The organism is Streptomyces sp. 12E (genome assembly GCF_055633275.1).
Map to the genome: position 1 here is coordinate 2,913,645 of NZ_JBVNCJ010000001.1, position 16,356 is coordinate 2,930,000.

11 protein-coding genes and 2 rRNA genes (1 of these 13 cut by a window edge) are annotated in these 16,356 nt (G+C 70.9%); 5 read left to right on the plus strand and 8 right to left on the minus strand.

The features are described from left to right. Positions 1-159: 159 nt before the first annotated feature. The 6 genes from hpf to mtnA all read right to left on the minus strand — a co-directional run bounded on the left by hpf (position 160) and on the right by mtnA (position 8,013). Entirely contained in the window at positions 160-852 is a 693-nt protein-coding gene (gene hpf / locus ACZ8ZB_RS13590; protein ID WP_470737976.1) for a ribosome hibernation-promoting factor, HPF/YfiA family, read from the minus strand. A gap of 311 nt (positions 853-1,163) precedes the next feature. Further along, a complete protein-coding gene (locus ACZ8ZB_RS13595; RefSeq protein ID WP_470737977.1) occupies positions 1,164-2,048 on the minus strand; it encodes a ComF family protein in 885 nt (294 codons plus the stop codon). A gap of 67 nt (positions 2,049-2,115) precedes the next feature. Beyond that, positions 2,116-3,954: an LpqB family beta-propeller domain-containing protein gene (locus ACZ8ZB_RS13600; protein ID WP_470737978.1), complete on the minus strand. Its 1,839-nt coding sequence runs from the start codon at positions 3,952-3,954 to the stop codon at positions 2,116-2,118. After that, the gene (gene mtrB / locus ACZ8ZB_RS13605; RefSeq protein ID WP_470737979.1) at positions 3,914-6,169 is read right to left on the minus strand and encodes an MtrAB system histidine kinase MtrB; all 2,256 of its coding nucleotides are present in this window, start codon (positions 6,167-6,169) and stop codon (positions 3,914-3,916) included. Before mtrB ends, ACZ8ZB_RS13600 begins: the two co-directional genes overlap by 41 nt. Before the next feature lies 1 nt (position 6,170). Then, positions 6,171-6,860, minus strand: a complete 690-nt coding sequence (mtrA, locus tag ACZ8ZB_RS13610; protein WP_004930665.1) for a two-component system response regulator MtrA — start codon at positions 6,858-6,860, stop codon at positions 6,171-6,173. A gap of 4 nt (positions 6,861-6,864) precedes the next feature. Beyond that, complete coding sequence (gene mtnA / locus ACZ8ZB_RS13615; protein WP_470737980.1) at positions 6,865-8,013, minus strand: S-methyl-5-thioribose-1-phosphate isomerase; 1,149 nt, start codon at positions 8,011-8,013, stop codon at positions 6,865-6,867. Positions 8,014-8,153: 140 nt separating this feature from the next. On the opposite strand from mtnA, the gene ACZ8ZB_RS13620 reads away from it, so the two are divergent. From ACZ8ZB_RS13620 to ACZ8ZB_RS13640, 5 genes are read left to right on the plus strand one after another with little or no spacing between them, the layout of a single operon-like run. Next, positions 8,154-9,497: a DUF7847 domain-containing protein gene (locus ACZ8ZB_RS13620; protein ID WP_470737981.1), complete on the plus strand. Its 1,344-nt coding sequence runs from the start codon at positions 8,154-8,156 to the stop codon at positions 9,495-9,497. 4 nt (positions 9,498-9,501) lie between these two features. Next, a complete protein-coding gene (locus tag ACZ8ZB_RS13625; protein ID WP_470737982.1) occupies positions 9,502-10,257 on the plus strand; it encodes a DUF4129 domain-containing protein in 756 nt (251 codons plus the stop codon). After that, the gene (locus tag ACZ8ZB_RS13630; RefSeq protein WP_470737983.1) at positions 10,254-11,456 is read left to right on the plus strand and encodes a DUF4350 domain-containing protein; all 1,203 of its coding nucleotides are present in this window, start codon (positions 10,254-10,256) and stop codon (positions 11,454-11,456) included. Before ACZ8ZB_RS13625 ends, ACZ8ZB_RS13630 begins: the two co-directional genes overlap by 4 nt. Then, positions 11,456-12,445: an AAA family ATPase gene (locus ACZ8ZB_RS13635; protein WP_470737984.1), complete on the plus strand. Its 990-nt coding sequence runs from the start codon at positions 11,456-11,458 to the stop codon at positions 12,443-12,445. The genes ACZ8ZB_RS13630 and ACZ8ZB_RS13635 overlap by 1 nt, the downstream gene beginning before the upstream one ends. Beyond that, on the plus strand, positions 12,445-13,755 hold the full coding sequence (locus ACZ8ZB_RS13640; RefSeq protein WP_470737985.1) for a DUF58 domain-containing protein: 1,311 nt from the start codon (positions 12,445-12,447) through the stop codon (positions 13,753-13,755). Before ACZ8ZB_RS13635 ends, ACZ8ZB_RS13640 begins: the two co-directional genes overlap by 1 nt. 96 nt (positions 13,756-13,851) lie before the next feature. On the opposite strand, the gene rrf is transcribed toward ACZ8ZB_RS13640, so the two are convergent. Together rrf and ACZ8ZB_RS13650 are read right to left on the minus strand one after the other, a co-directional pair. Continuing rightward, a 5S ribosomal RNA gene (rrf, locus tag ACZ8ZB_RS13645) occupies positions 13,852-13,968 on the minus strand. Positions 13,969-14,055: 87 nt separating this feature from the next. After that, positions 14,056-16,356, minus strand: a 23S ribosomal RNA gene (locus tag ACZ8ZB_RS13650) (it continues 821 nt past the right edge of the window).

Genomic DNA, 16,356 nt, shown 5'->3' on the forward strand with positions numbered 1-16,356 from the left:
CCAACCCAAGGCAACGGCCCACCGGTTGGACCGTTGCAGCCATGATTCCATGCCTCGCCGACACCGGGGTGCCGGTGTGCGCGCCGAGTGGTCGCACACCGGTGCCCCTGGGGGCGCACACGCGCACCAGGGGCACCGGCTCGGCCGTCACGCGGCGGATCAGCCGCCGAGCGTCCCGCCCGCCTCGGGGGACTGTGTCTGGGTGACCATCGTGTCCGTACTGAGGTGGATCACGCCGTAGTCGTAGGCGTGCCGCCGGTAGACGACGCTGGGTTCCTTGGTCTCGGAATCGACGAACAGATAGAAGTCGTGCCCGACCAGCTCCATTTCGTAGAGAGCCTGGTCGAGGGTCATGGGCGCTGCCACGTGGGTCTTCTCACGGACGATCAGGGGGCCGTCCCCCTGGACTTCCAGGGAGCCGATCTTCTTGGTGGGGACGGCTCCCTCTTCTTCCGCGGCGGAGCTCGCGCCGACCCCGTTGAGCGTCGCCACGCCCGGGACGTGGTCGGGGACCTCGGCGGCCGAGATCCTGCGCGCACCGCGTCGCGAGAAACGCTTGTCATGCTGCTTGCGCAGCCGGGCGTCCAGCTTCTCCGCCGCCAGGTCGAGCGCCGCGTACGGGTCGCTCGCCGCTGCCTCCGCCCGGATCACCGGACCGCGGGAGCGGAGCGTGATCTCCACCCGGTCGCAGCGGTCGGCCTGTCGGGGGTTGGGCTCCTTGGACACCTCGACGTCGAGGCTGATCACCTTGCCGTCGAGCTTCTGGATCTTCTCCAGGTTCAGCTTCTCGGCCACGTGCTTCCGGAACCGCTCGGGCACCTCGGTCTTGCGGCCCTTGACGACGATGTCCACGCAGAACTCCGTTCCCGGATCACTCCGCCTCGGTGCGGAGCGTCTCCCTTTTGCACCAGATTCCGGTGACGCCCGGAACCTCGGACTCGGTGACGTCCACCTCCTCCCCCATGGGCGAGATCTCCACTCCACCGACACGGGTGAAAACGAAAAACCCGCAGCACGGTAATCGGATTCGAGAGGTGTGGCCTGCGGCTTTCCCTCACAACCGAACATATCTCGCCCGGACGGATGCCGTCACCCTCTACCGCGCCGTACCTCCATTCTGCTGAATTGGCCTTCTCATTACCTGCAACGACGCACGTTCCCCATCAGTTCCGGTTTATTTCAAAAGCATCCGGAGACGCCGCGACGACGGCCGCGCACATCCCCTCGACGGTGCCGTCGGCGCCCGCCGCGACCGGCGTCCGACCGGACCGCCGGCCCGCCCACTGTTGAGCTGGTCCGTTCCGCTGTTCCCCTCTCCTTTCCCGTGTCCCTCCCCTGTACACGGACGCGTGCCCCGGAATACTCGATCCGGCGCCCCGGCCGGGCGATTCGGCCCACGACCGGGCCCGTACGGCACGCGCCGCCTCGGCCAGCGACGCCCCGGTCGTCATCAGGTCGTCGACCAGGACGACCCGGCCCGCCGAGAGCAGCCGGCCGCAGCCCGGGGCAACCGTCAGCGCGCCCGCGAGATTGGCCAGCCGCTGCCGGGCGTCGAGCCCCGACTGGTCGGCCACGCCCCGTCGCTGCCGCAGCGCGGGAAGCACGTGTGCGGGTACCCCCGCCCGCCGCAGCTCACCCGCCGCCGCGTACGCGATCCGCCGGACGGGATCATGCCCGCGCGCCCGCACCGCCCGCCGTGCGGAGGGCACGGGGACGAGCAGCACCGAGCCGCCGCCCGCGTCCGGGGCACGGACCGCTCCCAGTCCCGCCCGCACCGCTCCGGCCAGCGCCTCGCCGAGCGGTCCGGAGAGGGCCAGGGCGCCCCGCTCCTTGTGGGCCAGCAGCGTGGCGCGCACCTCGTCCGCGTACCGGGCCGCCGCGTGCACCGACGGTAGCCCGGCCGGCTCGGGCACCGGCCGCACCCGGCACGGCACCGCCCCGCTCAGCGCCGTGCGGCACCGGGCGCAGAGCACCGTACGGGGTCTGCCGCAGCCGCCGCACTCGGCCGGGAGCACCAGGTCGGTGAGGTCCCGCCACCAGTCCCGCATGGGACCACTGTGCCAACGCCCGCCGTGCCCGGCCACCCCTGTGGACAACCCGGGGGCCGGGCCCGGCTCACCCCGGGTAGACCGGCGCGGTCCCCTCCGTCACCTTCTGCCACTGCGCCCCCGAGGGCAGCCGTACGATCCCGTCCACCGAGTAGGCCGTCAGCGGCGCCTGTTCGTCCTCGGAGGCGGTGACGGCCTCGACGCCGGTCAGGGCGGCGGGCGGCGGCACGTCCGGCGTGGAGCCGTCGACCTCGACGTACTTCATCTGCTCCACCCCTCCCTGCTCGCGACCGACCACCACGAGCCGGCCGTCCCCGGCCCAGGACATGGCCGTGACCTGCTCCAGCTCCGGCGTCGCGGAGCGCGGGTCCAGCACGGTGACCGTCGGCCGCTCACCCGTCCCGCCGTTCCGGTCGATCCGCCCGATCACCAGGGAACTCCGGCCGTCCTTCTCCACGACGAGCGCGATCCGCACCCCGTCGGCGGCCACCCGGACCGCCCGCACACGGCCGTCCAGCCCCGGTGCCCGTACCTGCACCGGCTCCCCCGCGCCTTCCTCCAGCAGGTACAGCCGCGGGTCGACGGGGTCGCTGTCGGCCACCCACAGTCCGCCCTGCGCGTCCCAGCTGGGCGTGGTCAGTCCGTCCTCCTCGGTGCTGCCCGTGCTGCGCAGCACGGGCTCCTCGAAGGAACTCCCCGCCACCAGCGGGGCGACGAACAGCGACTTGCCGTCGAGGGAGACCCCGGCCGCGGTCCGCTCGTCCCGGGCGACCGCCACCGACCGCAGCGCCTTCTCGCCCTCGCCCAGTGCCCCGGGCACCGGCGCGGGCTCGGTGTCGTCGCTGCCCGCGGTGATCCGCACGAGCCGGCCCTCGCCGTCGACGAAGTACAGGTAGTCGGGCCGGCCCAGCGCGCCCCGGGTGGCCACGGTCTCGGCGCCCTCCTGGGCGAGCGAGCACAGCTGCCCGCCGCCGGCCCGCAGCTCGACCTCGTCCACCGCGGGGCTGAGCGTGCGCAGCGTGAACAGCAGCTGGGCCGCCATCTCCTCGCACCGGCCGGTGCCGGCCTCGGCCGCCTTGTCGTTGAGCGGCACGATCAGCCTGCCCCGGTCGTCCGGGGTCAGCGGGCCGGCTCCCTTCCGCAACGCCGTCCCCTCGGGGAAACCGGTCCTGACGGCAGGATCCAGCCAGGTCGTGGGCCCTTCGATGAGGGAGCGCACCATCTGGGTCGTGGGGTCCACGTGACTGCGCACATAGACGGGGTCGGCGACCGTCATCGGCGGCGATCCCGCGCTCTCCGAGGCGAAGTAGTACTTGTTGACCGACATGTAGTTGCGCTGGAAGTCCGACTTGCCCATGACCACACCCTGCGGCACCGCGTCGATGCGCCACTGCTCGGTCTTGGCGTCCTTCGTGAGGTGCACCAGCTCGTCGTAGGGACCGGAGGCCGGCGCGTACGACTGCTGCGCGTCCACCGTGGCGACCTTGGTCCCGGTCAGCGTGTAGGACAGGGAGCCCTCGTCCCGCCGGTCCGGACGGTCGACCTGGGCACCCGGCCCGTCCGACAGCACGGTGGTGGACAGCTCCGGCTTCCAGGTCTTCGCCGCCTCACGGGTCAGGTACTGGCGCGCGGTCTTGTAGTCGGGATCGTCACTGGTCAGCGCCTCCAGGAAACCCTGCACGATCTGCGTGGGGGTGGCGTCCTCGCTGGGCGGCATGGCGAACACCCGCACCTGTGTGTCCTGCCGCGGCGTCGACTCGACGCCCCGCAGGTCCCCGTTGTCGGGCATCGAGGCGCACCCGGCCAGCAGAACGACCCCGCTGGCCGCGTATCCCACCGTCCGCACCCGTGCCCCCCGGCCGCGCTCACCGCCGCCCACGCGAAGCCTCCCCGTCCGTGTCCGCATCCCGCGCCCCACTCCGACCGTCCTCGCCGCCGGCCGCCCCGGCCCCGCGCTCCGGCTCCCGGCCAGCCTCCGCACCCCGGTCCCGGCCGTCGTCCGCCCCCGGCTCCGTACCGTCGCCGCTTCCCGCGGCCGACGCCCCCGGACCCCCGTCGTCCAGCCATCCCGCGGGATCGTCGCCGGCCTCAGGGAACCCGTCATCGGCGTCCGCGCTCCCGCTCCGCGCCCCGGACGTCGTCCGCGTACCGCCCGTCCGTGCCGGTGGGGCGGGCCGGGCCACCACGCGCGCCCCGTTGCCGGGCAGTGCGGTGGGGTCGGCCGTCGGGGCGACGGTCGCCGGCCTCAGCGCGAGCGGATCCCGCGCCGCCCCGTCGGCGCCCGCCTGCCGCGCCGACACCGTCGCGCGCTTCTCGTCGTCCCCGCCGCCGCGCGGCAGGCCGGCGTCGTCCGGCCCCCGGTCGCGCCGCGAGTCCTTGGGCTCCAGCGGTATCGGCGATCCCCTCAGCGGTTCGTCCGCGGTCCTGGGCAGCGTCAGCCGGAACTGCGAGCCGCCGCCCGGCTCGCCCCACGCCTGGAGCCAGCCGCCGTGCAGCCGCGCGTCCTCCAGGGCGATGGACAGCCCCAGCCCCGTGCCGCCGGTGGTACGCGCGCGTGCCGGGTCGGCCCGCCAGAAGCGGCTGAAGACCCGGGTCGCCTCACCGGGCTTGAGCCCGACGCCGTAGTCGCGCACCGCCACCGCGACCGCCCCGCCGGCCGCGGCGAGCTTGACGACGACGTCCTTGCCCTCGCCGTGCTCCACCGCGTTGACGACCAGGTTCCGCAGCACGCGCTCCACGCGTCGCGCATCGGCCTCGGCGACGACGGGCTGCTGGTCGCCGACGACCTTGATCCTCGTGCCCTTGCGCTCGGCGAGCGGCTCCGCCCCGCTGACCACCCGCCGCACGACCTCGCGCAGGTCTATAGGCTCCGCTTCCAGCGCCGCCGCGCCCGCGTCGAAGCGGCTGATCTCCAGCAGGTCCGCGAGCAGCGACTCGAACCGGTCCAGCTGGTCGGCGAGCAGCTCCGCCGACCGAGCGGTCACCGGGTCGAAGTCCTCCCGCGCCTCGTGGATGACGTCCGCGGCCATCCGCACCGTCGTCAGCGGCGTGCGCAGCTCGTGCGACACGTCCGACACGAACCGGCGCTGCATCCGCGACAGGTCCTCGAGCTGGTTGATCTTCAGCTGGAGGTTCTGCGCCATCTTGTTGAAGGCCTCGCCGAGCCGCGCGATGTCGTCCTCGCCGGTGACCTTCATCCGTTCCTGCAGCCGCCCCGCGGACAGCCGCTCGGCGATCCCGGCCGCCATCCGCACCGGCGTGACGACCTGGCGCACCACGAGCCAGGCGATCGCCCCGAGGAGGACGACGACGAACAGTCCGGCGGTCGCCAGGGTGCCCTTGACCAGGCTCAGCGACTTCTCCTCCTGGGTGAGCGGGAAGAGGTAGTACAGCTGGTACGGGTCCCTGTTGGGGTCGTTGACCTGCTTGCCGATGACCAGACCGGGCTGGGACTCCTTCTTGGTGTCGTAGACGATGCGCGTGTAACTCTGGGCCGCCGCCCCGCTGGCGTCGATCCTCTCCCGCAGCGCCGCCGGCACACTCGCCGTCGGATTGACCTCACCGGAGGCGCGCGGTCCGCGCCCGCTGCCGCTCTCGTCGCCCGCGGGCAGGGTCACCACGTCGAAGGCGCCCTGTCCGCCGCTGGAGAGCGATTCCACGAGGTCGCTCATCCACTGGATGACGCTCTGCGAGGGACGGCCGTCCACCGCCGCGCCGTCGTCGCCCGTGACGCTCACGGCCTCCTCGGCCTGCTGCTTGGCCACCGCGAACCCGCCGGTGGCCTGGCTCTGCGACGCCTTCACCTTGGCGTCCAGCAGACCGTTGCGCACCTGGCCGATGACGACGAAGCCCAGCAACAGGACCACGCCCAGCGACATCAGCAGCGTGGTGACGACGACCTTGAGCTGGATGTTGCGCCGCCACAGCCGCATGACGGGCAGCAGCGGCCGGCGCACCCAGCGCACGAACAGCCGGATCACCGGGCTGCCCTGGACCCCGCCCTGCAGCAGCCCGCCGTCGAGCAGGCGCCCCCAGCGGGAATCCCGGGTCTTCCGGCCGACAGGCCGCCCCGGACGGCCCCCGGACCGGCCGGACGCCGAAGCGGCACTGTCCCCGGACATGTCAGCTCGGTCCTGCCTTGTATCCGACCCCACGGACGGTCACCACGATCTCCGGCTTCTCCGGGTCCTTCTCGACCTTGGAGCGCAGCCGCTGCACATGCACGTTCACCAGCCGGGTGTCCGCCGCGTGACGGTAGCCCCAGACCTGCTCGAGGAGCACCTCACGCGTGAACACCTGCCACGGCTTGCGGGCGAGCGCGACCAGCAGGTCGAACTCCAGCGGCGTCAGCGCGATCGACTGCCCGTCCCGCTTCACGGAGTGCCCGGCCACGTCGATCACCAGGTCGCCGATGGCGAGCTGCTCCGGCGCCGGCTCCTCCGACCTGCGCAGCCGCGCCCGGATACGGGCCACCAGCTCCTTCGGCTTGAACGGCTTGACGATGTAGTCGTCGGCCCCGGACTCCAGGCCCACCACGACATCGACGGTGTCGCTCTTCGCCGTCAGCATCACGATCGGCACCCCGGACTCCGCCCTGATCAGACGGCACACCTCGATGCCGTCCCGGCCGGGCAGCATCAGGTCCAGGAGCACCAGATCGGGCTTGGCCTCACGGAAGGCGGCCAGCGCCTTGTCGCCGTCGGCTACGAAAGACGGCTCAAAACCTTCACCGCGCAGCACGATGCCGAGCATCTCGGCCAGTGCGCTGTCGTCGTCGACGACAAGGACTCGTCCCTTCATAAACGACATCATCCCACTAGCTCATCGTGACCTGGCGTGACCTGGCGCACAGCGCGGCCAGGGCCTCGTCCGTCACGGGCGAAACGACACCTTCCTCGGTGACGATCGCCGTCACCAGCTCCGGCGGCGTCACATCGAACGCCGGGTTGTACGCCTGGGTCCCCAGGGGCGCCACCGGAATCCCCCCTCCTGCTTCCGTTCCGGCCACCGGTACCTGCGGTGCCATGACCTCCGTCACCTCGTGCCCTGGACGCTGCTCCACCTCGATGGACGACCCGTCCGGCGTCCGGGGATCCACCGTCGTCACCGGTGCCACCACGATGAACGGCACATGGTGGTACCGCGCGAGCACCGCGAGCGGATAGCTCCCCACCTTGTTCGCCACCGAGCCGTCGGCCGCGATGCGGTCCGCGCCGACGAGCACCGCGTCCACCTCGCCCGCCGCGAACAGCGATCCCGCCGCGTTGTCGGTGAGCAGGGTGTACGCCATGCCGCTGCGTGCCGCCTCGTACGCCGTCAGGCGAGCACCCTGCAGCAGCGGACGCGTCTCGTCCACCCACAGGCGCCGCAGCCGCCCCGCCCGGTGCGCCGCCAGCGCCACCGCGAACGCCGTCCCCTCGCCGCCCGACACCAGCGAACCGGTGTTGCAGTGCGTGAGGATCCGGTGCCCGCCACCGGGCAGCAGCTCGTCGAGGAGCGCCAGCCCGTGCCCGGCCATCCGGGCACTGGCCTCGGCGTCCTCCCGGTGCAGCTGCCGCGCCGCGGCCAGCGCGGCCCCGGCCGCCTGCCGGGTGTCCCCGCCGCGGGCGAGAACGGCCTGGTGGGCGGAGTGCGCCCGGCGTACGCCGACGGCGAGGTTCACCGCGGTGGGCCGGGCGCTCTCCAGCGCCGCCGCCGCATCGTCCACGTCGTAGCCCCGTACGGCGGCGAGCGCGACACCGTAGGCTCCCGCGATGCCCAGCAGAGGGGCGCCGCGCACGGCGAGCGAGCGGATCGCCTCCACCAGCGCCGGCGCATCCGTACAGACGAGTTCGACCTCCTCGGCCGGCAGCCTCGTCTGGTCGAGCAGGACCAGGACGGGGCCTTCGGGGGGCTCTTCCCAGCGCAGCGCGGGAATCTCGGTCGGCCGGTTGTTGTCGCCGCTGTGCGCGTACTGATCAGCCATGCAGCCAGTCTGCCCCCTGTCGCGCGGACAATTGAAGGTACGCAGCCCTCACCTCGGCAGGTCAGTCGATGACCACCCCATGGCACGATGGCTGCCAAGCCGCCGCCGCGACCGCGGACGGGCACCGTGAAGGAGCGACGATGAACGACACTCCGGGCTGGGCCTCGCCCGGATCCGCCCCGTCCGAGGGGCAGGGACCGGGCGCGTCCGGCCCTGCCGAGCCCGCCGGCCGTCCAGGCCCCCAGCACCCCGCCGACCAGCCCCAGCAGCCGGGCCAAGCCCCTCAGGACCCGGGCGTGAAGTGGTCGAAGGAACAGCCGCCGCCCGGCCAGTGGTCCGCGCCCACCGGCCCGCCCGGCCCCACGGCCCCCGGCCAGACTCCCCCGCCCCCGCCGCCCGGCCCGGGCTGGGGCGCCCCACCGCCCGGCGGCCCCGGCGGTTACGGCGGCGGACACGGCGCCTGGGGAGGCAACTGGGGCGGCGGCTGGGGAGGCCCCCCGCCCGCGGCCAAGCCCGGCGTCATCCCGCTCCGCCCGCTCGGCGTGGGCGAGATCCTCGACGGCGCCGTCTCCACCATGCGCACCTACTGGCGCACGGTCCTCGGCATCTCGCTGGCCGTCGCCGTCCTCACCGAGATCGTCGTCGTGCTGCTCCAGGGCCTCGCCCTGGACTCCTCCAGCACCGCGGTGCTCAACGACCCCAGCGCCACCCTCGACGAACTGACCGACGCCATGAGCGACTCCCTGCTCAACTCCGGCGTGGTCTTCCTCGTCACCCTGGTCGGCACCGTCGCCGCCACCGCCCTGCTCACGACCGTCACCAGCCGCGCGGTACTCGGCAAGTCGGTCACCACCGGCGAGGCCTGGCGCGACGCCCGCCCCCAGATCGTCAAGCTGTTCGGCCTGATCTGCCTGCTGCTGCTCATCACCGTCGGCATCATGGCCGTCGGCGCGCTGCCCGGGTTCCTCGTCGCCCTCACCGTGGGCGGCGGGGCGGGCGTCGCCCTCACCGTCCTGGGCCTGATCGGCGCCGTCGTCGTCACCGTGTGGCTCATGGTCCGCCTGTCGCTGGCATCGCCCACCCTGATGCTGGAGAAGCAGGGCATCCGGAAGGCGATGAGCCGCTCCGCCAGACTGGTCCGCGGCTCCTGGTGGCGCGTCTTCGGCATCCAGCTGCTCGCGACGGTCATCGCGAACGTCGTCGCGTCGATCATCGTCATCCCCTTCACCTTCCTCGCCGCCGCCGTCGGCGGCGACGGCGTCTCCGGCTTCCTCAACAGCGCCGGCGGCGACATGGGCTGGACGTTCCTCATCGTCAGCGGCATCGGCTCGGTCATCGGCGCCATGATCACGTTCCCGATCACGGCCGGCGTCACCGTGCTCCTCTACGTCGACCAGCGCATCCGCCGCGAGGCCCTCGACCTCGAACTGGCCCGCGCCGCCGGCGTTCGGGGCCACGGCCCCGGCGCCACCCCGGGGAGCTGATGGCGTGACCGCCACGGGGGGAGTTCTCACATCCGTACGGGCGCTGCCCGCAGCCGCCGACACGGCCGTACGCCTGTTGCTGCGCGGCGACGACGAGCCGCCCGTCACCCTCCCGCGCGACCCCGCGCGGGAGGCGGCGCGGCGCGAGCTGTCCAAAGGCATGTACCACGAGAACGACCCCAGCTGGTTCCAGCAGGCCCTCGACGCCTTCTGGGAATGGGTCGGCAAGCTGTTCGGCGCCGCCTCCACCGCCACCCCCGGCGGCGCACTCGGCCTGGTCGTCATCGTCGCGGCCGTGATCGCCGTCCTGGGCGCCCTGTGGTGGCGCCTGGGCACGCCGCGCCGCCGACCGACCTCGGCCCCCGCCCTGTTCGACGACCGCCCCCGCAGCGCCGCCGAACACCGCTCGGCCGCCGAGGCACACGCCGCCCAGGGCCACTGGAGCCAGGCCGTCCAGGAACGCATGCGGGCCGTCGTCCGCGCCCTGGAGGAACGCGCCCTGCTCGACCTCCGTCCCGGCCGCACCGCCGACGAGGCCGCCGCGGAGGCCGGCCGCGCCCTTCCCTCCCACACCGCCCGGCTGCACACCGCCGCCCGCTCCTTCGACGACGTCACATACGGCGGCCGGGCCGCCACGGAACAGTCGTACCGGCAGCTCGCCGCACTCGACCGCGACCTGGAACGCGCCACACCCCACCTCGCGGCCGACGGCAGCACCCGCAGCACGGAGGCCGACACCCGCCAGGGAGCCGCCGGATGACGACCGAGGCCGCACCCCCGTCCACCTCGGCCTCGCCCACCGCCCGCCAGGTGTGGTCCCGCGCGCGAGGCATCGCCCTGGCACTGGTGCTGTTGATCGCAGCGGCCGTCGCCATCGCCGTGGTCCGCTCCGACACCCGGCATGGCGAACTCGACCCGCGCTCCGCCGACCCCTACGGCAGCCGCGCCGTCGCCGAACTCCTCGCCGACCGCGGTGTGGACACACGCGTGGTCACCACCCTCGACCAGGCCACCGCCGCGGCCGGCCCCGACACGACCCTCCTGGTCGCCGTCCCCGATCTCCTGACCGGGCCCCAGCAGTCCCGGCTGCGCTCCGCCGTCACCGGCTCAGGCGGCCGCACCGTCCTGGTCTCCGCCGGCAGCGCCTCCGTGGAACGGCTCGCCCCCGGCGTCACCGCCGACCCGGCCACCAGCTTCACCTCCACCCTCTCCCCCGACTGCGACCTGCCCGCCGCCCGCCGCGCGGGCACCGCCGACCTGGGCGGCATCCGCTACGTCACCACCCACCTCACCGCCGACGAGTGCTACCCCAGCGAGCGCCTCGCCACCCTGCTGCGCATACCGGACCCCTCCGGCGACAGCGACGGCGACACCGTCCTCCTCGGCGCCCCCGACATCCTCCTCAACGACCGCCTCGACGAGCACGGCAACGCCTCGCTCGCCCTCCAGCTCCTCGGCTCCCGCCCCCACCTGGTCTGGTACCTCCCCTCGCTCGCCGACGCCTCCGCCGCCTCCGAAGAGGGCGAGCGGGGCTTCTTCGACCTGCTCCCCTCCGGCTGGCTGTGGGGCACCCTGCAACTCTTCATCGCGGCAGCCCTGGCCGCCCTGTGGCGAGCACGCCGACTCGGCCCCCTGGTATCCGAGAAACTCCCCGTGGCGATCCGCGCCTCCGAAACCGTCGAAGGCCGCGCCCGCCTCTACCGCAAGGCCAACGCCCGCGACCGCGCGGCCACCGCTCTTCGCTCCGCCACCCGCACGCGCCTCGCCCCTCTCGTGGGCGTCCCCGTGTCCCAGGCGCACGCGCCCGAGACCCTGCTCCCCGCGCTGTCCGCCCACCTCCGGGGCGACGGACAGTCCCTGCACACCCTCCTCTTCGGCCCGCCCCCGGGCGACGACGCAGCGCTCATCCAGCTCGCCGACCACCTCGACGCCCTCGAAAGAGAGGTACGCCGTCCATGATGGACCCGACCACTGACAACGCCGCGCACACCGGGGACCCGGCCGCCGCCCGGGCCTCTCTGGAAGCCCTGCGCGCCGAGATCGCCAAGGCCGTGGTCGGCCAGGACCCCGCGGTGACCGGCCTCGTCGTCGCCCTGCTCTGCCGCGGCCACGTCCTCCTCGAAGGCGTCCCCGGCGTCGCCAAGACCCTCCTCGTCCGCGCCCTCGCGGCCACCCTGGAGCTCGACACCAAGCGCGTCCAGTTCACCCCCGACCTGATGCCGAGCGACGTCACCGGCTCCCTGGTCTACGACGCCCGCACCGCCGAGTTCTCCTTCCAGCCCGGCCCGGTCTTCACCAACCTTCTCCTCGCGGACGAGATCAACCGCACGCCCCCGAAGACCCAGTCCTCCCTCCTGGAGGCCATGGAGGAACGCCAGGTCACGGTCGACGGGACTCCCCGCCCCCTGCCCGACCCCTTCCTGGTCGCCGCGACCCAGAACCCGGTCGAGTACGAGGGCACCTACCCCCTCCCCGAGGCCCAGCTGGACCGTTTCCTCCTCAAGCTGACCATCCCCCTGCCCTCCCGCCAGGACGAGATCGACGTCCTCACCCGTCACGCCGAGGGCTTCAACCCGCGCGACCTGCGCGCCGCCGGCGTACGCCCCGTCGCGAACGCCGCCGACCTGGAGGCCGCCCGCCGCGCGGTCGCCGGAACCACGATCTCCTCCGAGATCACCGCCTACGTCGTGGACATCTGCCGCGCCACCCGCGAGTCGCCGTCCCTCACTCTCGGTGTCTCCCCGCGTGGCGCCACCGCGCTCCTGGCCACCGCCCGCGCGTGGGCCTGGTTGACCGGCCGCGACTACGTCATCCCCGACGACGTGAAGGCCCTCGCCCTGCCCACGCTCCGCCATCGCGTCCAGCTCCGCCCGGAGGCCGAGATGGAAGGCGTCACGACCGACTCGGTCATCAACGCGATCCTCGCCCACGTCCCCGTCCCCCGCTGATGGCACTCACCGGACGCGCCGCCCTGCTCGCGGCCCTCGGCTCCCTCCCCGTCGGCATCTGGGAACCCGGCTGGACCGGCATCCTCGCCGTCAACGCCCCCCTGGCGGTGGCCTGCGCCTGCGACTTCGCCCTGGCCGCCCCCGTAGGCGGCCTCGGCCTGACCCGCTCCGGCGACACCTCGGTACGCCTGGGCGACACCGCCGACGTCACCCTGACGGTCACCAACCCGTCCCACCGCCCGCTGCGCGCCCGCATCCGCGACGCCTGGCCCCCCAGCAGTTGGCAGCCCGGCACGGAGGTGACGGCCTCCCGCAACCGTCTGACGATCCCCCCGGGTGAACGCAGGCGCGTCACGACCCGCCTGCGCCCCACCCGCCGTGGCGACCGCCACGCCGACCGCGTCACCATCCGCTCCTACGGCCCCCTCGGCCTCTTCGCCCGCCAGGGCACCCACAAGGTCCCGTGGACGGTACGCGTCCTCCCGCCCTTCACCAGCCGCAAGCACCTGCCGTCCAAACTGGCCCGGCTGCGCGAACTGGACGGCCGCACCAGCGTGCTGACCCGGGGCGAGGGAACGGAGTTCGACAGTCTGCGGGAGTACGTCCCCGGCGACGACACCCGCTCCATCGACTGGCGCGCCACCGCCCGCCAGTCCGCGGTCGCGGTACGCACCTGGCGTCCCGAACGCGACCGTCACATCCTGCTCGTCCTCGACACCGGCCGCACCTCCGCGGGCCGTGTCGGTGACGCTCCCCGTCTGGACGCCTCCATGGACGCGGCCCTGCTTCTCGGAGCCCTCGCCTCTCGGGCCGGCGACCGGGTCGACCTCCTGGCCTACGACCGCCGCCTGCGCGCCCTCGTCCAGGGCCGCACGGCGGGCGACGTCCTCCCCTCCCTCGTCAACGCCATGGCCACGCTCGAACCCGAACTCGTCGAGACCGATGCCCGTGGTCTGGCGGCGACGGCACTCCGTACGGCGCCCCGCCGGTCGCTGATCGTCCTGCTCACGACACTCGACGCCGCCCCCATCGAGGAGGGCCTGCTGCTCGTCCTGCCCCAGTTGACCCAGCGCCACACGGTTCTCCTCGCCTCGGTGGCGGATCCGCACATCGCCAGGATGGCCAGAGCACGTGGAAACACCGACGCGGTGTACCAGGCAGCGGCGGCGGCCCAGGCCCACACGGAACGCGACCGCACCGCGGAACAACTCCGCCGCCATGGCGTCACGGTCGTGGACGCACCCCCGGAGGAGCTGGCGCCGGCACTCGCGGACGCGTATCTGGCTCTGAAGGCAGCTGGTCGTCTGTGATGCACGAGGCCGGCGGGTGGAGCTTCGAAAGCCCCGTCGGCCCTGAAACGCAGAAAGCCCCCGTGCCGAACGGCACGGGGGCTTTCTACAAAGATTGTTCGGCGGCGTCCTACTCTCCCACAGGGTCCCCCCTGCAGTACCATCGGCGCTGTAAGGCTTAGCTTCCGGGTTCGGAATGTAACCGGGCGTTTCCCCTACGCTATGACCACCGAAACACTATGAAACAGACAACCGAACCATGCCTGACCTGGCATGGGGCCGTTCGTGGTTTCAGAACCAACACAGTGGACGCGAGCAACTGAGGACAAGCCCTCGGCCTATTAGTACCGGTCAACTCCACACGTTACCGTGCTTCCATATCCGGCCTATCAACCCAGTCGTCTACTGGGAGCCTTACCCTCTCCAGGAGGTGGGAGTCCTCATCTCGAAGCAGGCTTCCCGCTTAGATGCTTTCAGCGGTTATCCCTCCCGAACGTAGCCAACCAGCCATGCCCTTGGCAGGACAACTGGCACACCAGAGGTTCGTCCGTCCCGGTCCTCTCGTACTAGGGACAGCCCTTCTCAAGACTCCTACGCGCACAGCGGATAGGGACCGAACTGTCTCACGACGTTCTAAACCCAGCTCGCGTACCGCTTTAATGGGCGAACAGCCCAACCCTTGGGACCGACTCCAGCCCCAGGATGCGACGAGCCGACATCGAGGTGCCAAACCATCCCGTCGATATGGACTCTTGGGGAAGATCAGCCTGTTATCCCCGGGGTACCTTTTATCCGTTGAGCGACGGCGCTTCCACAAGCCACCGCCGGATCACTAGTCCCGACTTTCGTCCCTGCTCGACCCGTCGGTCTCACAGTCAAGCTCCCTTGTGCACTTACACTCAACACCTGATTGCCAACCAGGCTGAGGGAACCTTTGGGCGCCTCCGTTACTCTTTAGGAGGCAACCGCCCCAGTTAAACTACCCATCAGACACTGTCCCTGATCCGGATCACGGACCCAGGTTAGACATCCAGCACGACCAGACTGGTATTTCAACGACGACTCCACCCGAACTGGCGTCCGAGCTTCACAGTCTCCCAGCTATCCTACACAAGCCGAACCGAACACCAATATCAAACTGTAGTAAAGGTCCCGGGGTCTTTCCGTCCTGCTGCGCGAAACGAGCATCTTTACTCGTAGTGCAATTTCACCGGGCCTATGGTTGAGACAGTCGAGAAGTCGTTACGCCATTCGTGCAGGTCGGAACTTACCCGACAAGGAATTTCGCTACCTTAGGATGGTTATAGTTACCACCGCCGTTTACTGGCGCTTAAGTTCTCAGCTTCGCCACCCCGAAGAGTGACTAACCGGTCCCCTTAACGTTCCAGCACCGGGCAGGCGTCAGTCCGTATACATCGCCTTACGGCTTCGCACGGACCTGTGTTTTTAGTAAACAGTCGCTTCTCGCTGGTCTCTGCGGCCACCCCCAGCTCAGAGCGCGAAGCTCATCACCGGTTGTGGCCCCCCTTCTCCCGAAGTTACGGGGGCATTTTGCCGAGTTCCTTAACCATAGTTCACCCGAACGCCTCGGTATTCTCTACCTGACCACCTGAGTCGGTTTAGGGTACGGGCCGCCATGAAACTCGCTAGAGGCTTTTCTCGACAGCATAGGATCATCCACTTCACCACAATCGGCTCGGCATCAGGTCTCAGACTATTGCCAGGCGGATTTGCCTACCTGACGTCCTACACCCTTACCCCGGGACAACCACCGCCCGGGATGGACTACCTTCCTGCGTCACCCCATCACTCACCTACTGCAAGTCTGGTTCGCCGGCTCCACCACTCCCCCTCACTCCGAAGAGATCAGGGGCGGCTTCACGGGCTTAGCATCGCCTGGTTCGATGTTTGACGCTTCACAGCGGGTACCGGAATATCAACCGGTTATCCATCGACTACGCCTGTCGGCCTCGCCTTAGGTCCCGACTTACCCTGGGCAGATCAGCTTGACCCAGGAACCCTTAGTCAATCGGCGCACACGTTTCTCACGTGTGAATCGCTACTCATGCCTGCATTCTCACTCGTGAACCGTCCACAACTGCCTTCCGGCGCTGCTTCACCCGGCACACGACGCTCCCCTACCCATCACAACACCCGTTGGGGCTTCTGCTGCAATGACACGACTTCGGCGGTACGCTTGAGCCCCGCTACATTGTCGGCGCGGAATCACTAGACCAGTGAGCTATTACGCACTCTTTCAAGGGTGGCTGCTTCTAAGCCAACCTCCTGGTTGTCTCTGCGACTCCACATCCTTTCCCACTTAGCGTACGCTTAGGGGCCTTAGTCGATGCTCTGGGCTGTTTCCCTCTCGACCATGGAGCTTATCCCCCACAGTCTCACTGCCGCGCTCTCACTTACCGGCATTCGGAGTTTGGCTAAGGTCAGTAACCCGGTAGGGCCCATCGCCTATCCAGTGCTCTACCTCCGGCAAGAAACACACGACGCTGCACCTAAATGCATTTCGGGGAGAACCAGCTATCACGGAGTTTGATTGGCCTTTCACCCCTAACCACAGGTCATCCCCCAGGTTTTCAACCCTGGTGGGTTCGGTCCTCCACGAAG